The sequence below is a fragment of the Stenotrophomonas sp. TWI1151 genome, from assembly GCF_039673135.1.
Classification (GTDB): domain Bacteria; phylum Pseudomonadota; class Gammaproteobacteria; order Xanthomonadales; family Xanthomonadaceae; genus Stenotrophomonas.
In genome coordinates this window covers 909,120-933,062 of the sequence record NZ_JBDJLA010000001.1, presented here as the reverse complement: position 1 = coordinate 933,062, position 23,943 = coordinate 909,120, and the positions used below count along the sequence as shown (strand labels likewise).

The following is a 23,943-nucleotide window of genomic DNA, read 5'->3' as shown; positions in this document are numbered from 1 at the left end:
GTCGCAGGAAATAGGAAGGGTCAGTCGGCGGCAGTGCCGCCCTCACGGCGCCAGCGCATCCACTGCGCCAGCTCACGAGATGCCGGGGCGTCCAGTGCCGACAGCGCATCGATCACGCTGGACTGGTTGGCCTCGGGGTGGTTCTGGCTGAGCTTGAGTTTGATCTGCACCTGCGCCGGGCGGAAGCGGAAACCGACGATGCCGCCGAGCATGCGCTGCTGGCGGGGCTCAATCGGCAGCAGATCCCAGTCGCCGCCGACCTGCGCCTCGTAGTGCGCGCTCAGGCCGTCGAGCATGGCGATCAAGGCATCGGCATCGGTCACCGGCTCCAGCACGCCACGCAGTTCCGCAGCGGCGTAGTTCCAGGTCGGGACGCGCGCCTGCGCAGCCTTATCGGGATACCAGCCTGGCGATACGTAGGCGTGCGGGCCCTGCACCAGCATCAATGCAGGGCCGGCGTGTCCCGCCTGCGGGTTGGGCTTGGCCCAGTGGCCTTCGATCAGGATGCCGTCGGCATCGCGCCGGTACAGCACCGGCATCCGCGTGGCCTGCGGCAGGCCGTCAGCGCCGCTCGTGACGAGGGTGACGAACGCATCGCGCGCCAGCAGCCGGTCCAGCCAGATCAGATCGGTCTCGACGAAGGCGGACGGGATGAACATCGGCGGTTACGCGCGGGCGCCCAGGCTCTGGATCATGCGGCCGTGCAGGGCGTCATCGCTGTCGGCCTGTGGCGGCTGCACTTCATGCAGCGAGAAGCCGCGCACCAGGGCGTCTTCTTCATCCAGACCATCGTAGGCGACGAACTCGGCGTCGAACAGCTGCGAGCGCGCGGTGTCTTCGCTGTCATAGCTCAGCGTGTTGCCGTCGCTGTCCAGCACCTCGGCGGTGCCGGCCGGGCGCACGCGCAGGCGGGCCCAGATCAGGGTGTTGCCGAGGCTGGCCAGGAACCACTCGTCGTGGTGGGAAGTGTCGTCGTTCATGTGATTACCATCGAAAGCAGCCAGAGCAGGGCAGCCATGCCCAGTCCAGCAAGAAGCGTAAGCAGGGAGAGCCAGGCCGGCGCGGCCAGGCCGGTCAGCGAGCGGTCGGTGCTCTGGCGATAGTCGCGGCCGAGCAGCCAGCGCAGCGCATCCGGGCGCAGAAACGCGCCCGTGCCGAAACGATCCGCCAGCGCCGGGTGGCGGTCGCGGATGTGGACCAGGGTCAGCGGCCAGAAGATCACGAAGGCACTGAACCCGGCGATCGCCACGCCGACGAAACACAGCGCGAAGAACAGGGTCATGGTTCAGTGCCTCCGTAGGTCGATCAGAATTCGGCGCTGCCCGGTGCGCGCGGGTAGGGGATCGCGTCGCGGATGTTGCTCAGCCCGCAGACGTAGACCACCAGGCGCTCGAAGCCCAGGCCGAAGCCGGCGTGCGGCACCGAACCGTAGCGGCGGAAATCGCGGTACCAGCCGTAATGCGCCGGATCCAGGCCGAACTGCGCCATGCGCGCGTCCAGCACATCCAGGCGCTCTTCGCGCTGGCTGCCGCCGATGATCTCGCCGATGCCCGGGGCCAGCACGTCCATCGCCGCGACGGTCTTGCCGTCATCGTTCAGGCGCATGTAGAACGCCTTGATGTGCTCGGGGTAGTTGGTCACCACCACCGGGCGGCCGATGTGCTCTTCGGTCAGCCAGCGCTCGTGCTCGGTCTGCAGGTCCAGGCCCCATTCGACCGGGAAGTCGAACTTCCGGCCGGAGTTCTGCAGCAGCTTCACCGCTTCGGTGTAGTCGATCTGCTCGAACGGTGCGTTGATGAAACCTTCCAGCTTGGTGATCGCGTTCTTGTCCACGCGCTCGGCCAGGAAGGCCAGGTCGTCGCCACGCTCATCGAGCACCGCGCGGAACAGGTACTTCAGGAACTGCTCGGCCAGGCGTGCGTCTTCGGCCAGATCGGCGAAGGCGATTTCCGGCTCGATCATCCAGAACTCCGCCAGATGACGGGTGGTGTTGGAGTTCTCGGCACGGAAGGTCGGGCCGAAGGTGTAGACCTTGCTCAGCGCCAGGCAGTAGGCCTCGACGTTCAGCTGGCCGGACACGGTCAGGAAGGTTTCCTTGCCGAAGAAGTCGCGGCTGAAATCCACCTCGCCCTTTTCGTTGCGCGGCAGGTTGGCCATGTCCAGGGTCGAGACCCGGAACATCTGGCCGGCACCTTCGGCATCGGACGTGGTCACGATCGGGGTGCTGATCCAGTTGAAGCCGTTCTGGTGGAAGAAGCGGTGCACGGCCTGGGCCAGGCAGTTGCGGATGCGGGTGACCGCACCGAACAGGTTCGTGCGGGGGCGCAGGTGCGCCACTTCCCGCAGGAATTCCGGGCTCATCGGCTTGGGTTGGATCGGGTAGGTCAGCGGGTCTTCGACCAGGCCCACGATCTCGATGTCGCTGGCCTGGATCTCGAAGGACTGGCCCTTGCCCTGGGATTTGACCAGGGTGCCGCGGGCGATCACCGAGCAGCCCGGGGTCAGGCTCTTGATGTCGTCGAAGTTGGCCAGGGTGTCATTGGCCACCACCTGGATGGGGGCGAAGCAGGAGCCATCGGTGACATTGACGAAGGCAAGCGCCGCAGAGCCGCGCACCGTGCGGACCCATCCGCGTACTGTTGCCTCGCCGCCTTCCGGGATCTTCCCGGCAAGCGCATGTTCAACGCTGACCACCGTCATGACTTGAATCCTCTGTTGATCGACTCGATCTCTGAACACGGAGTTTAACGGGTGCGGTGTTCGGCTTGCGAGGCATTTCTCGCGTCCCCCGGGGCTGCGCGCCGTGTGAACCGCAGCTGCGGCCGCCGAGGCCGGGCCGCGCCATACCCTCTATAATGATCACGATCCGCTGGAGTTGCCCGTCATGGCCGTAAGCCTTACCCCTGTTGCCTTTGCCCGTGTGCAGAAGTTCGTCGAACAGACCCCCGGTGCGCTGGGCCTGCGTTTCGGCGTGACCCGCACCGGCTGTTCCGGCTGGGGGCACATCACCGATCTGGCCCGCGATGAGCGCGAAGGCGACACCGTTTTCGAGCAGGATGGGGTCCGCATCTATGTGGATGCCACCAGCCTGGCGCTGGTGGACGGCACCGAGATCGACTTCGGCAAGCACGGGCTGAGCGAGACCTTCACGTTCAGGAACCCGAACGCGACCGCCGAATGCGGCTGCGGCGAGAGCTTCACGACCGAGGCCGACAAGGCCTGATCGCCCGCGCGCCGGGCCTGTTCTGCCCGCCCGGCTTGCCTGCAACCCCTTCTGCTGCCACAATGCGCGGCTTCCTGCCTGATTCCGGGCAGGACCCTTGCCCCACCGCGTTCACCTGCGGGGGGCTGTCCGGCCCTCAAAGGGCCACATCCGAAAGGTAAAAACACATGAGTCGTCATTACGAAGTCGTGTTCCTGGTCCATCCGGACCAGAGCGAACAGGTCCCGGCCATGATCGAGCGCTACAAGGCGCTGGTCGAGAACGGCAACGGCACCATCCACCGTCTGGAAGATTGGGGCCGTCGTCAGCTGGCTTACCCGATCCAGAACCTGGTGAAGGCCCACTACGTCATGCTCAACATCGAGTGCGACCAGGCCGTGCTGAGCGAGCTGGTGGAAAGCTTCCGCTTCAACGACGCCGTGCTGCGCAACCTCGTCATCAAGCGTGACGAAGCTGACACCGAGCAGTCGCTGATCATGAAGAGCAAGGACGAGAAGGGTGACAAGCCCGAGCGTGGCGAGCGTCGTCGTCGTGATGACGAAGAAGGTGAAACCACCCCCGCCGCCGCTGACACCGATGCCGGCGATGACGCCGCTTCGGCCGCTTAAGGAGCACTGACATGTCCAAGTTCTTCCGTCGTCGCAAGTTCTGCAAGTTCACGGCCGAAGGTGTCAAGGAGATCGATTACAAGGATCTCAACACCCTGCGCCAGTACCTCACCGAGAACGGCAAGATCGTGCCGAGCCGCGTGACCGGTACCAAGTCGAAGTACCAGCGCCAGCTGGCAACGGCCGTCAAGCGCGCCCGTTTCCTGGCCCTGATTCCGTACACCGACAACCACGACGTCTGATGAAGGCAGGCGGCCTTCCGGCCGCCGCTTTCGCGGATCCTGCCGCCCGCGCTGTAAAGCGTCGGGTGGTTTCAGGATTCGCCGTTCGGATATTCGGACAGCCATCCGCTGCGGGGCCTGAGCCTCGCTAACGAATACATATTTGGAGCTACACCATGAAGCTGATTCTTCTTCAGAAGGTCACCAACCTCGGCGGTCTGGGCGATCTGGTCGACGTGAAGCCGGGCTACGGCCGCAACTTCCTCGTCCCGACCGGCAAGGCCGTTCCGGCCACCGCGACCAACGTGGCGGAGTTCGAAGCCAAGCGCGCTGATTACGAAGCCAAGGCCCAGTCGATCCACGCTGACGCCGAAGCCCGCAAGGCGAAGCTGGAAGGCAAGAGCGTCACGATCGCTGCGAACGCTTCGACCGAAGGCAAGCTGTACGGTTCGGTTGGCCCGCGCGATATCGCCGAAGCCTTCACCGCTGCCGGCCTGCCGCTGGAAAAGAGCGAAGTGATCCTGGGCGAAGGCGCCTTCCGCAACGTGGGCGAGTACGAGGTGACTGTTCACCTGCACGCCGACGTGGAAACCACCGTCAAGGTGGTTGTGGAAGCCGAAAAGGCCTGATCCCTGCCGAAAGGCGGGAGTCACTGAAACGGGCGCCCGCGAGGGTGCCCGTTTTTGTTTGTGGCAACGGCAACGGCAACGGCTTGGCGCCTTGATGACATCGGTGGGAGGGCGCCGGGTAGCCTGGGCCGGGACCCGCCGTAAACCCGTCCCTGGGGGGGCTCGAAATGCGCCATCCATGGCGCATTACGGTCCCGGCCCAGGCTACCCGGCACCCTCCAGCCAAATGTCCGGTCCGGGCGGTTGGAAGAGCTGGCGTCCGCCGGCTGGGGCGGGCGGTACCCAAGCCGGCATGCTCCGGGTCCAGGCCCAGGTAGATCCACGACATGCGTGGATGTTCTTGCTTCCCCGTCCCCCAGCCACGCATGGCGTGGCTCTCCCGCGCCGTTCCGACGCACAGACGATGGCGGCTCAGCTCGATTTGAGTCATTCCGCTCGGGTCAGGCCAGGCCAGGTCAATCCAAGGCTGCCATGCCTTGGCTCTCAGCCTGCACACCAGCCATGTGTCTACGGGATGGCGTGGGTGGGGTTGCGGGACCGTAATGCGCCATGGATGGCGCATTTCGAGCCCCCATGGACGGGTTCACGGCGGGTCCCGCGACCCCACCCACGCCGTCCCGCCACGCACCAACCTGAAATGCCGGTTCTGCTCTGGCTCTGCCTACCGCTACACGGCCACGGCCAACACCAGCCACGCAGCCCGCCGAACACCCGCCCCGTTATACTCAGGCTATCGCGTCGCCCCCGGGGCCATTGAAACCCTGCAACATCAATGGCTTGAAGGGTAAATCCGCTCCGTAATCCACCATGGTGGGGGTCGCTTCAGGCCTTCGCCCGGAAAACCATCACGCCATGCGTCTGTCCACGATCAAGCTGTCCGGATTCAAATCCTTCGTCGATCCGACCACGCTGCACCTGCCGACCAACATGACCGGCGTGGTGGGCCCCAATGGCTGTGGCAAATCCAACATCATCGACGCCGTGCGCTGGGTCATGGGCGAAAGCTCCGCCAGCCGCCTGCGCGGCGACTCGCTGACCGACGTCATCTTCTCCGGCTCCTCCGCCCGTAAGCCCGTCTCGCAGGCCGCCGTCGAACTGATTTTCGACAATACCGACCACACCATCACCGGTGAGTACGCCTCGTTCAACGAGATCTCGGTCAAGCGCACCGTCAGCCGCGACGGCAGCAGCAACTACTACCTCAACGGCACCAAGTGCCGCCGCCGCGACATCACCGATCTGTTCCTCGGCACCGGCCTGGGGCCGCGCAGCTATTCGATCATCGAGCAGGGCATGATCAGCAAGATCATCGAGGCCCGGCCCGAAGATCTGCGTGTGTATCTGGAAGAAGCCGCCGGCATCTCCAAGTACAAGGAGCGCCGCAAGGAAACCGAAACCCGCATCCGGCATACCCGCGAAAACCTGGATCGCCTGGGCGACCTGCGCGAGGAAATCGGCAAGCAGCTCGAGCACCTCAAGCGCCAGGCGCGCCAGGCCGAGCAGTACCAGGCGTTGCAGGAAGAGCGCAAGGTCAAGGATGCCGAGTGGAAGGCGCTGGAGTACCGCGGCCTGGATGGGCGCCTGGGCGGGCTGCGCGAAGCGTTGTCGCGCGAGGAAACGCGCCTGCAGCAGTTGATCGCCGAACAGCGCGACGCCGAAGCGCGCATCGAAACCAGCCGGCTGCGCCGAGAAGAAGCCTCCGATGCGCTCAACACCGCGCAGGCCGAGGTGTACCAGGTCGGCAGCACCCTGGCGCGCCTGGAGCAGCAGATCCAGCATCAGCGCGAGATGTCGCAGCGACTGAACAAGGCGCGCGATGAAGCCCAGCAGGCGCTGGCCGATCTGGGCCAGCACATCAGTGGCGATGAGGCCAAGCTGATGGTGCTGCGCGAGGCGGTCGATGACGCCGAGCCGCGCCTGGAGCAGCTGCAGGAAGAGAACGAAATCAAACAGGAAGCCCTGCGCGATGCCGAGGCGCGCCTGGCCGATTGGCAGCAGCGCTGGGAAAGCCACACCCGCAGCACCTCCGAGGCCTCGCGTGCCGGGGAAGTCGAGCGCACCCGCGTGGACTATCTGGACCGCCAGGTGCTGGAAGCCGACCGTCGCCGCGAGTCGCTGCAGGCCGAACGTGCCGGGCTGGATCTGGACGCATTGGCCGAGGTGTTCGAGGAGCTGCACATCCAGCACGAGACCCAGAAGGCCTCGCTGGACACGCTCAACGAGCAGGTCGAAGAACGCAAACACGCCGTGGCCGGGTTGCAGGATCGCCAGCGCACCGGGCAGACCGAGCTGGCTGAGATCCGCAAGCAGGCCCAGGCCGCACGCGGCCGTTTGTCTTCGCTGGAAACCCTGCAGCAGGCCGCGCTGGGCCAGGAGCAGGGCGCGGCGGTGGCATGGCTGAAGGCGCGGGGGCTGGACTCCGGCGCGCGCGTCGGTGAGCGCCTGACCGTGGAGAGTGGCTGGGAAAACGCCGTGGAAAGCGCGCTCGGTCAGCTGATCGAAGGTGTGCTGGTCGATGCACCGGAAACGCTGGTGGATGCGCTGGGCGAACTCGGCGAAGGCCGCATCGCGCTGGTCTCGGCTGAGCAGGACGCGCTGGACGTCGCGCCGACTTCGTTGGCCGCGAAAGTACAGGGCCCCACCGCGATCCGTCGCCTGCTTGCGCGCCTGCATGCCGCCGAGGATCTCGAGGCCGCGCGTGCACTGCAGGCGACGCTGGGTGAGGGCGATTCGGTCATTACCCGCGGTGGCGAGCGCCTGGGTGAAGGTTGGGTGCGCGTGTCGCGCTCCGGCGCGGCCAAGCAGGGCGCGCTGCTGCGTGAACGCGAGATCGTCACCCTGCGCGAGCAGATTGAGACGTTGCAGGACCGCGAAGCGGCCCTGGAACAGCAGTTGTCCGGTTTCCGTGACCAGTTGCTGGCCGGTGAGCAGCAGCGCGAAGACGCGCAGCGCCAGTTGTATCTGGCGCATCGCAGCGTGTCCGAACTTGGTGGGCAGTTGCAGAGCCAGCAGGGCAAGGTGGAAGCCGCCCGAACCCGCATCGATCGTATCGAAGGCGAACTGGTGCAGCTGCTGGAAACGCTGGATGCCGGCCGTGAGCAGGTGCGTGAAGCACGCGCGCGCCTGGACGATGCGGTCACCAGCATGGGGGATCTGGAATCGGTCCGCGCGGCGCTGGAAGGCGAGCGCCGCCAGCTCACCGATGCGCGCGACCAGGCGCGTGACCAGGCCCGCAACGTACGCGAAGCGGCGCACTCGCTGGCACTGACCCTGGAATCACAGCGGGCGCAGATCGCCTCGCTGAGCCAGGCACTGGAGCGCATGAGCACGCAGCGCGGGCAGCTGGATACGCGCCTGGGCGAACTGCATTCGCAGCTCGACGAAGGCGATTCACCGGTCAAGACGCTCGAAGCCGAACACCAGAACGCACTGGGTGAGCGCGTGCGTGCCGACCGGGTGCTGGGCGAGGCGCGCACGCTGCTGGATGGCATCGATGCCGAGCTGCGCACGTTTGAACAGACCCGCCATCAGCGCGACGAACAGGCGCTTGCCCAACGCGAGCGGATTTCCCAGCGCAAGCTCGACCAGCAGGCGCTGGTGCTCAGCGCCGACCAGCTGTCGGCCTCGGTGGAGAAGGCCGGCTTCGTGCTGCAGGATGTGATCAACGGCCTGCCCGAGGATGCACGCATCACCGACTGGGAGCAGACGGTCCATCAGATCGACGGCCGCATGCGCCGCCTGGAGCCGGTGAACCTGGCCGCCATCCAGGAATACGGCGAGGCCTCGCAGCGTTCGGAGTATCTGGACGCGCAGAACACCGACCTCACCACCGCGCTGGAAACCCTGGAAGACGCGATCCGCAAGATCGACCGCGAGACCCGCGGCCGCTTCAAGGACACCTTCGACCGGGTCAACGCCGGCGTGCAGCAGCTCTATCCGCGTCTGTTCGGGGGTGGTCACGCCTATCTGGAATTGACAGGTGAAGACCTGCTCGACACCGGTGTTGCGATCATGGCGCGGCCGCCGGGCAAGCGGGTGTCGAGCATCTCGCTGCTGTCCGGTGGCGAGAAGGCGATGACCGCGGTGGCGTTGGTGTTTGCGATCTTCCAGCTCAACCCGGCGCCGTTCTGCCTGCTGGACGAGGTGGACGCGCCACTGGACGAAGCCAACGTCGGCCGCCTGGCCAACATGGTCAAGGAAATGAGCGAGAAGGTTCAGTTCCTGTTTGTGAGCCACAACAAGGCCACGATGGAGGCGGCGCACCAGCTTTCCGGCGTGACCATGCGCGAACCGGGCGTCAGCCGACTGGTCAGTGTCGACCTGGAGGAAGCCGCACGATTGGCGGGCGCGGCGTGACGTGCCATCCTTAAGTACCTGAATGATTTAGCCGGAGAACCTCCCGAATGTCCGACATGGCACTGCTCCGCATCGGCATCCTGGCCGCCGGCCTGCTGTTGATCGCTGCGATCTTCCTGTTTGGCCGTCCGAAAAAGAAAGTGCAAGGCCGCCGCGTCGAGGGTGCCGAAGGCGCCAACGGACAGCGCCGCGAGCCCGTGCTGGGCGAGGGCGAGAGCCCGGCCGACGGCGCCGCGCCCGTGGTGGGCGAAGACGGCGTGACCCAGCCCGAACTCGGCCTGCCCGAGGTGGATGCCGGTGCGGCCAGTGACCTTGGCAAGCGCACCACCCAGGATTTCGACAAGATCGTCTCGCTGTTCGTGGCCGCCCGTGCTGGTGAGCAGCTGCGTGGCGAAGACATCGTCGTCGCTGCGGAAAAGACCGGCCTGGTGTTCGGCCACATGAATGTCTTCCACCGTCTGGTCGAAGGCCATCCTGAGCGCGGCCCGATCTTCTCGATGGCCAGCATCATGAAGCCGGGCAGTTTCGACATGGCCAACATCCGCGAGATGGAAACGCCGGCGATCGCCTTCTTCCTGACCCTGCCGGCGCCGCTGACCGCGCTGGACGCCTGGGAAAAGATGCTGCCGACCGTGCAGCGCATGGGCGAACTGCTCGACGGCGTGGTGCTCGATGACAGCCGCAACGCCCTGGGCCGCCAGCGCATCGCGCACATCCGCGACGAGCTGCGCGCCTACGACCGCCAGCACCAGGCCCCGCCGCTCACCAAAGCGCCGCGCTGGTGATCAAGGAGAGCCGACCAACGGTCGGCTCTCCATTTACCCGTTGCGGCTGACCACCGCCTCGAACGCCTCGCGGAACCGCGCCATCTCGGCCTCGGTGCCGACCGTTACCCGCACCCGCTGCGGCCAGATCGGCCAGCTGCGGCCGATGACCACGCCGCGCGTGGCCATCGCTGCGGAAAACGCTGCGCCGTCACGCTGCACATCGACCACGAAACAGTTCGCTTCGGAAGGCATGCAGGTAAAACCGCGCTTGCCCAGCCAGCCGATGGTCTCCTGCCGCACCAGGGCATTCTCCGCGTTGCGCTGCGCGATCAACCCGGGATCGCGCAGGCTCGCCAGCCCGGCGGCCACCGCCGTGACCGGCAACGGGTTGTCGCCCAGGCTGGCCAGTTCCTTCAGCCTATCCGGATGCGCAGCCGCCACGCCCAGGCGCAGTCCGGCCATCCCGTAGAGCTTGGAGAAGGTGCGCAGCACGATCACGTCATCGCGCTGCATCACCTGGGCGATCACCGAGCGTTGTTCGCTGTACTGCAGGTAGGCCTCATCGACCAGCACCCGGGTCTGCGCAGGCGTGTTGGCCAGCAGCCAGGCGATGTCGGCCGTCGGGGTGATCGAGCCGGTGGGATTGTTGGGGTTGCACAGGTACAGCAGGCCGGCATTGACCGTCGCGGCAGCCGCCGCCATCGCACGCACGTCGTGTGCCCCGTCGGCGCGCAGCGGCACCTTGACCACCGTGGCCCCACGCGCAGCGGCAAGATCGCCCAGCGCCTCGAAGGTGGGATCGGCGACCACCAGCCCCGCACCAGGCGAGGTCCAGAGCACTGCCGCCCGGTTCAGTGGCTCGCTGGAGCCCGGATACAGCCGCACGTGATCCTTGCCGATGCCTTCCTGCTGGGCGAACAGATCGCGCAGCTCGCCGGCCAGAGCAAACAGATACCGCCCGCTGCTGGCGACGATGTCGCGTGCCGCGGCCTGCGCGGCAGGCGATGGCCCATAGGGGCACTCGTTGAAGTTCAGCAGCACCGGTCCCGCACTGGCGGGGAGCGCGCGCGACGGCGTGGCCGACGCAGGCAGTACGCCCAGGCCGGACAACGCCAGGCCGGTACCGGCCAGTTGCAGAAACGAGCGACGGGAAGCGGCAAGGGCAGGGCTCACGGTGCACCGGCAAAGAGGGGTTCGACGCAACCTAGCGCCACTGCGAATCGGCGGCAAGCATTCTTCACTGCGCGCAGGAGCGGGGGGAGGGGTAAAATTGAATGCCCCGCCAGGATCGCCTTCCGCATGACCCCCAGCCCCGCCGCACGTGCCGACGTCCTGCGCCGCCAGATCGAGGATGCCGGCAAGGCATACCACGAGCGCGACGAGCAGCTGATTCCCGACGTCGAGTACGACCGGCTGGTGCGCGAGCTGGAAGCGATCGAGCAGGCGCACCCCGAGCTCATCACCGCAGACTCGCCCACCCGGCAGGTGGGTGGCAAAGCCTCTTCGCGCTTCGCCGAGGTTCGCCATGCGGTGCCGATGCTGTCGCTGGGCAACGCCTTCAGCGATGAGGAAGTCCAGGATTTCGTGCGCCGCATCGGCGAGCGCCTGCGCCGGCGCACGCTTTACTTCTCCGCCGAACCCAAGCTCGACGGCCTGGCGATCAGCCTGCGCTACGAGAATGGCCGCTTCGTCCAAGGCGCAACCCGGGGTGATGGCGCCACCGGTGAGGATGTCAGTGCCAACCTGCGCCAGATCAGCGTGATCCCGCAGGCGCTCACAGGCGAAGGCTGGCCCGAGGTGTTGGAAGTACGCGGCGAGGTCTACATGGCCCGCGCTGATTTCGAGGCCTACAACGCCGATGCCCGGCTGCATGACGGCAAGGTGCTGGCCAATCCACGCAATGCCGCGGCCGGCTCGCTGCGCCAGCTGGATCCGAAGATGAGCGCCAGGCGCAAGCTCAGTTTCTACGCCTATGGCATCGGCCAGGTCGACGGCGGTGAACTGCCGCCCACCCATTCGGCCACGCTGGCCCAGCTGCGTGCATGGGGCTTCCCGGTCAGCGACCTGTGCCAGGTGGTGGAAGGTGCGGACGGGCTGCTCGCCTATTACCGTGACATTGGCGAGCGCCGCGATGGCCTGGCCTTCGATATCGACGGTGTGGTCTACAAGCTCGATGACCGTGCCGGCCAGGAACAGATGGGCTTCGTCGCGCGTGCTCCGCGCTGGGCGATCGCACACAAGTTCCCGGCACAGGAGCAGACCACCACGGTGGAGGCGATCGAGATCCAGATCGGCCGGACCGGCGCGGCGACCCCGGTGGCGCGGCTGGCACCGGTGGCCGTGGCCGGCGTGATCGTGTCCAACGCGACGCTGCACAACGCCGATCAGATCGCGCGTCTGGATGTACGTGTCGGCGATACGGTGATCGTGCGCCGCGCCGGCGATGTGATCCCGGAAGTGGTCAGCGTCATCGCCGATCGCCGGCCCGCCGGTACCACGCCGTGGCAGATGCCCTCGCAGTGCCCCGTATGCGGTTCGGAGATCGTCCGCGAAGAGGGCGAGGCCGCCTGGCGCTGCTCGGGTGAGTTGAGCTGCCCGGCGCAGCGCAAGGAAGCCATCGCGCACTTCGCCTCGCGCCGTGCGATGGATATCGACGGGTTGGGCGGGAAGTACATCGAGACGCTGGTCGATGCCGGCATCGTGCGCGGCGTGGCGGATCTGTACCGCCTGCAGCGCGATCAACTGCTGCAGCTCAAGCTGGTGCTGGATGCCGAGTCGCCCGAGGCGCTGGCCAGCCAGATCGGCCTGCATCTGCCGCCGGAAGGCAGCGGTGACTATCTGCGCGGTCTGCTCAAGCTGGATGGCAGCGATGCGGGATGGCGCGCGCAGGCGCTGGCGATGCCGACCACGTTCACCTGGAACACGAAAAAGATCGCCACCAAGTGGGCCGACAACCTGATCGCCGCCATCGACGCCAGCCGCACCACCACGCTGGAGCGCTTGTTGTTCGCGCTGGGCATCGAGCACGTAGGCGAAAGCACCGCCAAGGCCCTGGCCACCTGGTTCGGCGATCTGCAGCTGATCCGCCACCTGCCGTGGCCGCTGTTCAAGCGCGTGCCCGATATTGGCGGCGAAGTCGCGCGCTCGCTCGGCCACTTCTTCGAGCAGGCCGGCAACCAGGAGGCGATCGATGCCTTGCTGCAGGTCGGTCAGGTACGCATCAGCGATGTGCACCCGCCGATCGCCAAGCTGCGCGAGGGTCTGGATTTCGCGCAGTTGCTGGTCGAGGCGGAGATTCCGGGCATCACCCGCCTGCGCGCCGAGAAGCTGGTCGCCATGCTGCCGGACGCTGCCGCGGTGCTGGATGCCGAGCCGGTGCGCTTTGTGGCCGCCGGCCTGCCCAACGAGGTGGCCATGGGCCTGGCCGACTGGCTGGACAGCGAGGGCCATGGGCCGATGCTGCTCAAGGCCGAGGATTACCGCCAGAAACTGCTGGCGCTGGCGCCGGAACAGGCCGAGCAGGCAGCAGGTCCGCTGGAGGGCCAGACCGCTGTGCTGACCGGGACGTTGTCGCAGATGAATCGCGATGAGGCCAAGGCGCGCCTGGAAGCACTGGGTGCCAAGGTGGCCGGCAGTGTCTCCAAGAAGACCTCGTTCGTGGTGGCGGGTGCCGAGGCCGGGTCCAAGCTGACCAAGGCACAGGAACTGGGCGTGCCGGTCTGGGATGAAGACCAGCTGGTCGCTTTCCTCGCGAAGTATTGAACAAGAGAGATCGCATGCAGACCATTCCCCTTGATTTCCGTCTGGCCACCGTGGCTGACACCGCGTTGTTGATCGGGCTGATGCGCGATTTCTACGCCGAGGACAAACTCGATTTCGACGACACCCGCGTGCGCACTGCCTTGGCCGCACTGCTGGAAGATCCGCGCAATGGCGAAGTGTTGTTGTGGCTGGACGAGGCGGGCACGGTGGTGGGCTACGGTGCCCTGGCGATGGGCTTCAGCCTGGAGCAGGGCGGTCACTTCGCGCTGCTGGACGAGCTCTACCTGGCCCATGCCGCGCGGGGCCGCGGGCGCGGCAAGCAGGCGCTGGCGATTCTGGAGCAGCGTGCCAATGCGCGGGGCGTGGAACGCATGCGCCTGGAAGTGAACCACCACAACGAACTGGCGCGCCGGTTGTACCTGGCCACCGGCTATGTGGATGACACCCGCGATCTGCTGACGCTGCCGTTGGCCCAGCGCCTGAAGGACGCGCGCGCATGATCGCCGCGCTGCGCCAGCGAGCCGTGCTCAACGCGCTGATCCGCAGCTTCTTCGCCGCGCGCGATGTCCTGGAGGTGGAAACGCCGATCCTCTCCGCCGCCGGCAATACCGAGCCGAACATCGACAGCTTCCACACCCGTTTCAGTGGGCACGTGGATGCAGGCACGCCGCAGCGATGGCTGCGCACCTCGCCGGAGTTTCCCCTCAAACGGCTGCTCGCCGCCGGGGTGGGGGACTGTTACGAACTCGGCCGCGTGTTCCGTAATGGCGAGGCCGGTGGCCGCCACAACCCCGAGTTCACCATGCTGGAGTGGTACCGGGTCGGCTGGGATCACCGCCGCTTGATGGGCGAGACCGCCGAGCTGGTGCGCGCCGCGCTGCAGCTGGTCCAGCGCGAGGCCACGTTGGAGGTCATCGATTACCGCGGTCTCTACCAGCGGCATATCGGGCTGGACCCGTTCCAGGCCAGCCTGGAACAGCTGCAGGCGCCGCTGGCCGAGATCCGCATCGATGCCGATGGGCTCACCCGCGACGACTGGCTCGATCTGCTGATGACCCACTGCATCCAGCCGCACTTCCGTGACGACACGATGACGGTGGTGCACGACTGGCCGGCCACCCAGGCGGCACTGGCGAGGATCCGCCCCGGCACGCCCGCGTTGGCCGAGCGTTTCGAGCTCTACTTGGGCAATGTGGAGCTGGCCAACGGCTATCACGAGCTGAACGATGCGGCTGAACAACGCGCTCGCTTCGAGCGCGACCATGCGATACGCACCGCACGTGGCGATGTGCTGCCCCCGGTGGATGAACACCTGCTCGCGGCCTTGCCGGAACTGCCCGATTGCGCGGGTGTCGCGGTCGGTGTGGACCGCTTGTTGATGGCGATGAACCGCACCGGCCGGATCGCCGATGTACTGGCCCTGGATTTCGCCCACGCTTGAGGCGTTTTGACGCATTCGCGTCTTGCGCGGCCTGCATGATGATGCTCTGATCACACCGGATGTCCGAAGGTGGTCAGGTGATCGTTCAGGCGTGGCAGGGATCGAGTTGATGAAGCTGTTGGTAGGCGCGGGCATGCCCTTGTGGCCGGTGTTGCTGTGGACTGCGCTGATGCCGGAGACGGCCCTCGCGCAGGCGGGCGGCTACGCCGGCGAAGTGGTGCGCTGCGAATCGCGCGATATGGGATGGGTGCACTGCGATATTCCCACCGAGCGCGGCGTGGATCTGATCCGCCAGCTCTCCGACAACAGTTGTGTGCGTGGCTCGGAGTGGGGCACCGATCGCTCCGGCGTCTGGGTCACGCTGGGCTGCCGCGCCGAGTTCCGCGCACGCACGGCCGTGGCGGCGACCCGCAGCGATGGAGAGCGTCGCACGCGCCGCGTCGTGCGCTGCGAATCCAATGGCCGCCCGCAGAGTTGTCCGGTGGTGTTGCAGGGTGCGCCGGTGCGTCTGCTTCGCCAGCTCACCTCGCTGCCCTGCCGCGAAGGCCACAGCTGGGGCTACCGCCGCAACGAGATCTGGGTGACCCGCGGTTGCCAGGGCGAGTTCGAGGTCGGTGCCGCCGATGGCAGCGGCTTCCTCAACGTGCCGCGCATTCTCGTCTGCGAATCCAAATCCCGTCAGCGCCGCTTCTGTGGTGCCGGGATCACCCACGGTGCCACGCTCAACAAGCAGCTCTCCGGCACGCCCTGCGAGCAGGGCAGCAGCTGGGGCTGGGACAGCCGCGGGGTGTGGGTGGACAAGGGCTGCCGCGCCGAGTTCGCGGTCAACTGAGCACGCGATTCCGCCCGCATCGGCGCGCCGCTACAATGGCCCGATGAACGCATCCACCGACATCGACTACGCCCGTTACGACCATATCCGCCCGATCCTGTGGACCGGCGATACCCTGCAACTGCTCGACCAGCGCAAGCTGCCGTTCGTGGTGGAGCACGTGGAATGCCGCGACAGTGACGCCGTGGCCGAGGCCATTCACGCGCTCACCGTACGCGGCGCGCCGGCCATCGGCATTGCCGCCGCCTGGGGCGTGGTGCTGGCGGCCAACGAGGTCCAGGCCGATGATGGCGCCCAGGCGCTGCTGAAGCTGGAACCGGCCCTCCAGCGCCTCAATGCCTCCCGCCCGACCGCCGTGAATCTGGCCTGGGCGCTGGCCCGGATGCGCCGCGCGCTGGGCCCGGCCGGTGCCGACTGGCGTGAGCTGCTGGCCGCCGAGGCCCAGGCGATCGCCGAGGAGGACCTGGCCGCCAACCGTCACATGGGCGCGCTGGGCGCTGGCTTGATCGAGGCGGGCAGCGGCGTGCTGACCCATTGCAACACCGGCTCGCTGGCCACCGCCGGGTTCGGCACCGCGCTGGGCGTGATCCGCGCCGGCATGGCCCAGCACCGCATCGCCAAGGTCTTCGCCGGGGAAACCCGGCCGTGGCTGCAGGGCGCGCGCCTGACCGTCTGGGAGCTGCAGCAGGATGGCATCGATGCCACCCTGATCGCCGATTCGGCGGCCTCGCACCTGATGAAGACCGGCGCGGTGCAGTGGGTGATCGTTGGCGCCGACCGCATCTGCGCCAACGGCGACACCGCCAACAAGATCGGCACCTACCAGCTGGCCATCGCCGCCCGCCACCACGGCGTGAAGTTCATGGTGGTGGCGCCGTCCTCCACGGTGGATATGGACACCGCCGACGGCGAGCAGATCGAGATCGAGCAGCGTGACCCGGGCGAGCTGTACGGCGTGGGCGGCACCCGCACCGTGGCCGAGGGCATCGCCGCCTGGAACCCGGTGTTCGATGTCACCCCGGGCAGCCTGATCGATGCCATCGTGACCGAGCGTGGGGTGATCCTGAACCCGACCACGGCGAACATGCAGGCCGCGTTCGGGGGGTAATGGGCGGGCGTGGCTCGGCAGGGCTCCGGCCCGGGCGCCCGTCGGCCGGCAACGCTCCCGTAAGTTCCTGATTCTTGCCGGTAAAACCCCCGTAAAAGCGGGCGGGAAATGGCCTGCTGTGGTAGAATCCAACGGTTAATCGAGATTCCGGCGCAACCGCCCCGAAAGGGCGGTCGTGACGGACTGGACCGCTACCAGACAACGGAACCCGAATGGCAGAAACCGCCAAGGAAATCATCCAGGTCAACCTGGAAGACGAGATGCGCAAGAGTTACCTCGATTACGCGATGAGCGTGATCGTGGGGCGCGCACTCCCGGATGCGCGCGATGGCCTCAAGCCGGTGCATCGCCGCGTGCTGTTCGCGATGAGTGAACTCAACGCGCACGCCAACAAGCCTTACTTCAAGTCGGCGCGTATCGTCGGTGACGTCATCGGTAAGTACCACCCGCATGGCGATCAGTCGGTGTACGACACGCTGGTGCGTCTGGCGCAGCCGTTCTCGCTGCGTTACATGCTGGTCGATGGCCAGGGTAACTTCGGTTCGGTCGACGGCGACTCCGCCGCCGCGATGCGATACACCGAAGCCCGCATGTCCAAGCTCACCCATGAGCTGATGGCGGACATCGAGAAGGAAACGGTCGATTTCCAGCCCAACTACGACGAGAAGGAACTGGAACCGACGGTCATGCCGACCCGGTTCCCGAACCTGCTGGTCAATGGTTCGGCCGGTATCGCGGTGGGTATGGCGACCAACATCCCGCCGCACAACCTGACCGAATCGATCAACGCCTGCATCGCGCTGATCGACAATCCCGAGATCGACGTCGATGGCCTGATGGAGTTCATCCCGGGCCCGGACTTCCCGACCGCAGGCATCATCAACGGCACCGCCGGCATCGTTGCCGGGTACCGGACCGGTCGTGGCCGTGTGCGCATCCGCGCCAAGGCCGAGGTCGAAGTGGCCGACAACGGCCGCGAATCGATCATCGTGACCGAGATCCCGTACCAGGTGAACAAGGCCCGGTTGATCGAGAAGATCGCCGAGCTGGTCAAGGAAAAGAAGCTCGAAGGCATCAGCGAACTGCGCGATGAGTCCGACAAGGACGGCATGCGCATCTTCATCGAGATCAAGCGTGGCGAGTCGGCGGAAGTTGTGTTGAACAACCTCTACCAGCAGACCCAGATGGAGTCGGTGTTCGGCATCAACATGGTGGCGCTGGTCGATGGCCGCCCGCAGTTGATGAACCTCAAGCAGATGCTCGAGGCCTTCGTGCGCCACCGCCGCGAAGTGGTCACCCGCCGCACCGTGTTCGAGCTGCGCAAGGCGCGTGCCCGTGCGCACGTGCTGGAAGGCCTGACCGTCGCGCTGGCCAACATCGACGAGATGATCGAACTGATCAAGACCTCGCCGAACCCCACCGAGGCGCGCGAACGCATGCTCGCCCGTCTGTGGGAGCCGGGCCTGGTCGGCTCGATGCTGGGCGCCGCCGGTGCCGAAGCGTCGCGTCCGGATGATCTGCCCAAGGGTGTGGGCCTGCTCGAGGGCGGCTACCAGCTGACCGAGATCCAGGCGACCCAGATCCTGGAAATGCGCCTGCACCGCCTGACCGGGCTGGAGCAGGACCGCCTGACCGACGAGTACAAGCAGCTGCTGGAAGTGATCGCCGGGTTGATCGAAATCCTGGAAGATCCCGACCGTCTGCTGCAGGTCATCCGCGAAGAGCTGATCAACGTGCGCACCGAGTTCGGTGACGAACGCCGCACCGAAATCCGCCACAGCGAAGAAGACCTGGACATCCTCGACCTGATCGCCCCGGAAGACGTGGTGGTCACCCTGTCGCACGCCGGCTATGCCAAGCGCCAGCCGGTCAGCGCCTACCGGGCCCAGCGCCGCGGTGGCCGTGGCCGCAGCGCCGCGTCGACCAAGGAAGAGGATTTCATCGAGCAGCTGTGGCTGGTCAACACGCACGACACGCTGCTGACCTTCACCAGCGCAGGCAAGGTGTTCTGGCTGCCGGTGCATCAGCTGCCGGAAGCCGGTTCCAACGCCCGTGGCCGCCCGATCATCAACTGGATTCCGCTGGAAGCCGGTGAGCGGGTGCAGGCCGTGCTGCCGGTGCGTGAGTATGCCGAAGGCCAGTTCGTGTTCTTCGCTACCCGCAACGGTACCGTCAAGAAGACCCCGCTCAGCGAGTTCGCGTTCCGTCTGGCACGCGGCAAGATCGCGATCAACCTCGATGAGGGGGACGCACTGGTCGGCGTCGGCCTGACCGACGGTGAGCGCGACATCCTGCTGTTCGCCTCCAACGGCAAGACCGTGCGCTTCGGTGAGGACAAGGTCCGCTCGATGGGCCGTACCGCTACCGGCGTGCGCGGCATCAAGATGCCCAAGGGCGAGGAAGTGGTCAGTCTGATCGTGGCCGAGAGTGCGGGCGGCAGTGAAGACGAGAACGAGGATGAGAGCCAGGTCGACGAGACCGTGATCGACAGCGGTGATGCCGTGATCGAGAACGGGGCTGACGACGACAATGCGCTGTACATCCTGACCGCGACCGAGAACGGCTACGGCAAGCGCACCCCGCTGCCGGATTACCCGCGCAAGGGCCGTGGCACCCAAGGCGTGATCGGCATCCAGACCACCGAGCGCAACGGCAAGCTGGTGCGTGCGGTGCTGATGGGGCCGCGCGACGAAGTGCTGCTGATTTCCGATGGTGGCACCCTGGTGCGGACCCGTGGTTCGGAAATCTCGCGCGTCGGCCGCAACACCCAGGGCGTGACCCTGATCCGACTGTCCAAGGAAGAGAAGCTCCAGGCCGTTGAACGCATGGATGCTTCGCTGGACGAGGGTGTGGAAGAAGAGGCACCGGCAGCCGTCGAGGCCAGCCCGGTGGTGGCACCGCCGGAGGCGTAAGCCTGCCAGTGGGAGCCACACGGAGAACGCCGGCACACGCCGGCGTTTTTCGTTGGAGGGCAGGGACTTGCCGGGTTTCATCTTCGGCTGTGCCGACGTTGGCGACCGCTGCAAAGAACGCGCAACGTTCACGACCCCGGTGGGATAAGAGCCGCGGGGCCGGCAGCAACGTCGGCGATCTTCGCGCTTCAGGAGAAACCGATGTCCACCACGACGCAGACCCGCCACCGCCGCCATTGGCTGGTGGCTGTGCTGGCAATTGTCATTCTGTTGCTGGGCGTTGTATTCACCGCGGGGGGCGCCTGGCTCGCCAGCCTCGGTGGTTCCTGGTACTACGTGCTGGCCGGTGTCGGCCTGTTGATCTCCGGCGTACAGCTGTGGCGGGGCCGTTATAGCGGCGCACTGTGGTTCGCGCTGGTGTTCGTCGGCACGTTGTTGTGGACGTGGTGGGAGTCGGGCAGCAATTACTGGCGCTGGGTGCCGCGCCTGGGCCTGATCGTGGCCATCGGCTTCGTGCTGTCGCTGCTGTTGCCCACGCTGGATCGTCCGGTTTCGCGCAAGGTCTCGCGTGGCATCGCCGGCGTGCTCGCGCTGGTGTTCGTCGCCGCCTTCACCCTGGCCTTCGTGCCCCACGGCGTCACGGCCGCGCAGGGCGCGTTTCCCGAACCGATGACCAGCACCGGCCTGACCCCGACCGCCGATGCGCCCCTGCAGCCGGCCGACCGGCCGGTCGATGGCGACTGGGCCGCCTATGGCCGCAACAATGCCGCCACGCGCTTCTCGCCCCTGCAGCAGATCACCCCGGACAACGTCGGCAAGCTTGAACAGGCCTGGTTGTTCCGCACCGGGGATCTGCCGGAGAAGCGCTGGGGCGCGGAAACGACGCCGCTGAAAGTCGGCGACAGCCTGTACCTGTGCACCGCGCGCAACCAGCTGGTCGCGCTCAACGCCGCCGATGGCACCGAGCGCTGGCGCTATGACCCCAAGGTCAAGGACAAGTCCATTCCCTACACCGCGGCCTGCCGGGGCGTCTCCTACTACGAAGTGCCGGCTACCGCGCAGGACACCGCGCTGAACGATGTCGCCGCCGATCTTGCCGTCCCCAGTGGCGTGCCGGTGCTGACCCAGGTGCCGCGCGGTGCCTGCGCCGCCCGCATCATCGAAGGCACCCTGGATGGTCGACTGATCGCAGTCGATGCCGCGACCGGCAAGCCGTGCACGGGCTTCGGCAACAACGGCCAGGTCGACATCACCGTCGGCATGGGCGACAGCCCCGCCGGCTATGTCTCCATCACCTCACCGCCGGCGATCGTGCAGGGCGTGATCGTGACTGGCCACCAGGTGCTGGATGGCCAGCGCCGCGACGCGCCGTCCGGCGTGATCCAGGCCTACGATGCCGTCACCGGCAAGTTGCGCTGGGCCTGGGACATGGTCCGCCCGGAGCGCAACGGCGCACCGCCGCCGGGTGAGACCTATACCCGCGGCACCCCCAACATGTGGACCACCGCGACCGGCGACGACGCACTCGGCCTGGTCTACCTGCCGATGGGCAACTCGGCCGGCGATTACTGGAGTGGTTCGCGCACCGAAAACGAAAACAGGTACGCCACCTCGCTGGTGGCGATCGACGTCAACACCGGCAAGCCGGCCTGGCACTTCCAGGCGGTGCGCAAGGATGTCTGGGATTACGACATGGGCTCGCAGGCGACCCTGATCGACTACCCGACCGCCGCCGGCAAGGTCCCGGCGCTGCTGCTGCCCACCAAGCAGGGCGATATGTACATCCTCGACCGCCGCACCGGCAAGCTGCTGACCCCGGCCGAAGAGCGCAAGGTGCCCACCGGTGGCGTCGAGCCGGAACAGCGTTCGCCGACCCAGCTGTTCTCGCTGTATCACACGCTGCGCAAGCCGGACCTCACCGAGCGCGACATGTGGGGCATGACCCCGATCGATCAGCTGGTGTGCCGCATCCAGTTCCGTGAAGCCAGCTACGAAGGCTTCTATACCCCGCCGACCGTGGACCGTCATTCCATCGAATATCCCGGCTACAACGGTGGCTCGGACTGGGGCAGCGTTGCCGTGGATCCGCGCCGCGGCGTGATCGTGGCCAACTACAACGACATGCCCAACTACAACCGGCTGGTGCCGCGCGAAAAGGCGGACAAGCTGGGCTGGCTGCCGCGCGAGGACGTCAAAGCGGACAAGGGCGGCGCGGAAGGCGCGGGGGATCCGCAGGTGGGCACGCCGTATGCCATCGACGTCGACGCCGGCTGGCGCCTGCCGTTCACCAAGCTGCTGTGCAAGCAGCCGCCGTACGGCGGCATCCGCGCCGTCGACCTGCGCACCGGCAAGACGCTGTGGGACCGCCCGTTCGGTAGTGCGCGCGGCAATGGGCCCTTCGGCATCCGCTCCGGCCTGCCGATCGAAATCGGTACGCCGAACAATGGGGGCTCGGTAGTGACGGCCAGTGGACTGATCTTCATTGCGGCGGCAACCGATGATCTGCTGCGCGCGATCGATCTGAAGACCGGCAAGGAACTGTGGCATGCCAAGCTTCCCGCGGGCGGCCAGGCCAACCCGATGATCTATGAATTTGCTGGGCGCCAGTACGTGGTCATCATGGCCGGCGGCCACCACTTCATGGAAACCCCGGCAGGCGATTACGTGATCGCCTACGCGCTGCCGAAGGGGTGAGGGGCAGGGCCGCGGTTCGCGCGGCCCGCAATGCCAGTGACACAGCACCGGGCTCTGCCCGGTGGCTGGTCAGGATCGACGCACTACGCCGGCACCCGCACCATCTTCCGCATCAGATGCGCCACCACACCTGACGGATCGGCGGTGCGGCCCACATGCGTACTCGACATCTGCACCACCGAGCTGCGCTTGGCGGTCAGGAAATGGAAGCGTGCGCGCGCGGGCAACTGCGCAATGGGGCCTGCGTTCGCGTCGCCGCGGCAGATTGCCACGATGGCATCCAGCCACGGCTGCAGGCCTTCGATATCCAGGGCCGGCGCGAAGGCGCGCAGCCGTTCCAGATCCAGCTCGATCGCCGCTTCCAGGTGCTTGGCGCCCGGGCAGGACACGATCACCCCGACGTTGATGAACTCCTCGCGCTCGACGCGGGGCACCACGCGGATCACCGCATAGTCATACGTGTGCAGTGTGGGCACGGACGGCCTCCTGGACAAAGGCGGCGCGGACGCGAAGACGGTGTTGCAGGTAATCGATGTACGCCTGGCGGTAGGCGGTCGGGCTGTTGAAGGCGGGTTCGTCCACCAGCCAGCTGTCCGGCACCAGGCCGACGATGCGCTCGATCTCCGCATCGGGCAGCATCACCGCGAGACCGGCATCGACCTCGGCAATCTGCGTGGCGACAGGCAGCAGTACATGATCGCGGATCAGCACGAAGGGCTTCTTGCAGGCCTCGCCGGCACTGGCCCAATCGTGATGGAAGTACATCGCTGCACCATGGTCGATCAGGTACAGCTTGCGATGCCACACCATCAGGTTGGGATTGCGGGCGGTGCGGTCCACGTTGCTGGTGAACGCATCGAACCACACGATCTTCGAGGCCAGCTCGGCGTCGGGTTGCATCGCGGCCGGGTCGTAGTTGATCGCGCCGGGCAGGTAATCACTGCCCAGGTTCAGGCCTTCGCTGGCGCGGATCAGGTCCTGGATCTCCGGGTCCGGCTCGGTCCGCGCGAACTCGCGGTCCAGTTCGACGAACAGGATCTCCGGAATCGGCAGGCCGAGCGTCCGGGCGATTTCACCTGCGATCAGTTCGGCGATCAGGGCCTTGGGCCCTTGGCCGGCGCCGCGGAATTTGAGCACCACCATGCCGTCGTCGTCGGTCTCGACCACGGCGGGCAGGGAGCCGCCTTCGCGCAGCGGGGTGACATATCGGAGGGCGTGCACGGTCCGCACAGCAGGGCACCTGGAAGCAGTTGAACGACAAGGGTACCGCACCGCGATACCGGTCTCGATGACCGCCTGCGGCAGGCTTTGCCGGATCAGGTGAAAAGCCGCCGGCCATTTCTTCTGGCCCATCTTCGGGAAGGACGGCAGTGCTAGATTCGAGACGTGC

The 23,943-nt window shown here is 66.6% G+C and carries 20 protein-coding genes; 13 read left to right on the top strand and 7 right to left on the bottom strand.

Translation table 11 applies throughout. The annotated features are described in order from the left end of the window. Positions 1–20: 20 nt before the first annotated feature. The 4 genes from ABE422_RS04120 to asnS are packed head-to-tail and all read right to left on the bottom strand — an operon-like array spanning position 21 to position 2,700. On the bottom strand, positions 21–659 hold the full coding sequence (locus ABE422_RS04120) for an FMN-binding negative transcriptional regulator (RefSeq protein WP_313210685.1): 639 nt from the start codon (positions 657–659) through the stop codon (positions 21–23). 6 nt (positions 660–665) lie between these two features. Beyond that, positions 666–980 (bottom strand): hypothetical protein, encoded by a 315-nt coding sequence (locus ABE422_RS04115; RefSeq protein WP_046273331.1) that lies wholly within the window; start codon positions 978–980, stop codon positions 666–668. Then, positions 977–1,282, bottom strand: coding sequence for a hypothetical protein (locus ABE422_RS04110; protein WP_102787980.1), 306 nt, complete (start codon positions 1,280–1,282; stop codon positions 977–979). Before ABE422_RS04110 ends, ABE422_RS04115 begins: the two co-directional genes overlap by 4 nt. Positions 1,283–1,305: 23 nt before the next feature. After that, positions 1,306–2,700 (bottom strand): asparagine--tRNA ligase, encoded by a 1,395-nt coding sequence (gene asnS, locus ABE422_RS04105; RefSeq protein ID WP_313210690.1) that lies wholly within the window; start codon positions 2,698–2,700, stop codon positions 1,306–1,308. A gap of 184 nt (positions 2,701–2,884) precedes the next feature. Between asnS and ABE422_RS04100 the strand changes: the two genes are divergently transcribed. From ABE422_RS04100 to zipA, 6 genes are all read left to right on the top strand, one after another. Continuing rightward, positions 2,885–3,223, top strand: a complete 339-nt coding sequence (locus ABE422_RS04100; RefSeq protein ID WP_313210692.1) for an iron-sulfur cluster assembly accessory protein — start codon at positions 2,885–2,887, stop codon at positions 3,221–3,223. 167 nt (positions 3,224–3,390) lie between these two features. After that, positions 3,391–3,831, top strand: coding sequence for a 30S ribosomal protein S6 (rpsF, locus tag ABE422_RS04095; RefSeq protein ID WP_088434172.1), 441 nt, complete (start codon positions 3,391–3,393; stop codon positions 3,829–3,831). 11 nt (positions 3,832–3,842) lie between these two features. Further along, positions 3,843–4,073: a 30S ribosomal protein S18 gene (gene rpsR, locus ABE422_RS04090; protein WP_002804494.1), complete on the top strand. Its 231-nt coding sequence runs from the start codon at positions 3,843–3,845 to the stop codon at positions 4,071–4,073. A gap of 155 nt (positions 4,074–4,228) precedes the next feature. Further along, positions 4,229–4,681, top strand: a complete 453-nt coding sequence (gene rplI, locus ABE422_RS04085) for a 50S ribosomal protein L9 (RefSeq protein WP_123729653.1) — start codon at positions 4,229–4,231, stop codon at positions 4,679–4,681. An 852-nt stretch (positions 4,682–5,533) separates the two neighbouring features. Next, on the top strand, positions 5,534–9,037 hold the full coding sequence (smc, locus tag ABE422_RS04080) for a chromosome segregation protein SMC (RefSeq protein WP_313210695.1): 3,504 nt from the start codon (positions 5,534–5,536) through the stop codon (positions 9,035–9,037). Between the two features lie 47 nt (positions 9,038–9,084). Further along, entirely contained in the window at positions 9,085–9,822 is a 738-nt protein-coding gene (gene zipA, locus ABE422_RS04075) for a cell division protein ZipA (protein ID WP_313218788.1), read from the top strand. Between the two features lie 33 nt (positions 9,823–9,855). Here the strand turns inward: zipA and ABE422_RS04070 are convergent, their stop codons facing one another. Beyond that, positions 9,856–10,977 carry a pyridoxal phosphate-dependent aminotransferase gene (locus tag ABE422_RS04070; protein ID WP_346482525.1) on the bottom strand — a complete coding sequence of 374 codons (1,122 nt, stop codon included), beginning with the start codon at positions 10,975–10,977 and terminating at the stop codon, positions 9,856–9,858. 126 nt (positions 10,978–11,103) lie between these two features. Between ABE422_RS04070 and ligA the strand changes: the two genes are divergently transcribed. From ligA to ABE422_RS04035, 7 genes are all read left to right on the top strand, one after another. Further along, on the top strand, positions 11,104–13,566 hold the full coding sequence (gene ligA / locus ABE422_RS04065) for an NAD-dependent DNA ligase LigA (RefSeq protein WP_313218786.1): 2,463 nt from the start codon (positions 11,104–11,106) through the stop codon (positions 13,564–13,566). A 14-nt stretch (positions 13,567–13,580) separates the two neighbouring features. Further along, positions 13,581–14,066 carry a GNAT family N-acetyltransferase gene (locus ABE422_RS04060; protein WP_313210703.1) on the top strand — a complete coding sequence of 162 codons (486 nt, stop codon included), beginning with the start codon at positions 13,581–13,583 and terminating at the stop codon, positions 14,064–14,066. Next, on the top strand, positions 14,063–15,007 hold the full coding sequence (gene epmA / locus ABE422_RS04055; protein ID WP_346462667.1) for an EF-P lysine aminoacylase EpmA: 945 nt from the start codon (positions 14,063–14,065) through the stop codon (positions 15,005–15,007). The genes ABE422_RS04060 and epmA overlap by 4 nt, the downstream gene beginning before the upstream one ends. A 109-nt stretch (positions 15,008–15,116) precedes the next feature. Continuing rightward, complete coding sequence (locus ABE422_RS04050; protein WP_313210707.1) at positions 15,117–15,839, top strand: DUF3011 domain-containing protein; 723 nt, start codon at positions 15,117–15,119, stop codon at positions 15,837–15,839. 43 nt (positions 15,840–15,882) lie between these two features. After that, positions 15,883–16,947, top strand: a complete 1,065-nt coding sequence (gene mtnA / locus ABE422_RS04045; protein WP_313210709.1) for an S-methyl-5-thioribose-1-phosphate isomerase — start codon at positions 15,883–15,885, stop codon at positions 16,945–16,947. A 212-nt stretch (positions 16,948–17,159) separates the two neighbouring features. Continuing rightward, positions 17,160–19,859, top strand: a complete 2,700-nt coding sequence (gene gyrA, locus ABE422_RS04040; protein ID WP_313210711.1) for a DNA gyrase subunit A — start codon at positions 17,160–17,162, stop codon at positions 19,857–19,859. Positions 19,860–20,060: 201 nt separating this feature from the next. Next, positions 20,061–22,553 (top strand): membrane-bound PQQ-dependent dehydrogenase, glucose/quinate/shikimate family, encoded by a 2,493-nt coding sequence (locus tag ABE422_RS04035; RefSeq protein WP_346482524.1) that lies wholly within the window; start codon positions 20,061–20,063, stop codon positions 22,551–22,553. Positions 22,554–22,636: 83 nt separating this feature from the next. On the opposite strand, the gene ABE422_RS04030 is transcribed toward ABE422_RS04035, so the two are convergent. Together ABE422_RS04030 and ABE422_RS04025 are read right to left on the bottom strand one after the other, a co-directional pair. Beyond that, positions 22,637–23,029 carry a DUF3037 domain-containing protein gene (locus tag ABE422_RS04030; protein WP_313210715.1) on the bottom strand — a complete coding sequence of 131 codons (393 nt, stop codon included), beginning with the start codon at positions 23,027–23,029 and terminating at the stop codon, positions 22,637–22,639. Beyond that, complete coding sequence (locus ABE422_RS04025; RefSeq protein WP_346462666.1) at positions 23,007–23,783, bottom strand: HipA family kinase; 777 nt, start codon at positions 23,781–23,783, stop codon at positions 23,007–23,009. The genes ABE422_RS04030 and ABE422_RS04025 overlap by 23 nt, the downstream gene beginning before the upstream one ends. Positions 23,784–23,943: the final 160 nt, after the last annotated feature.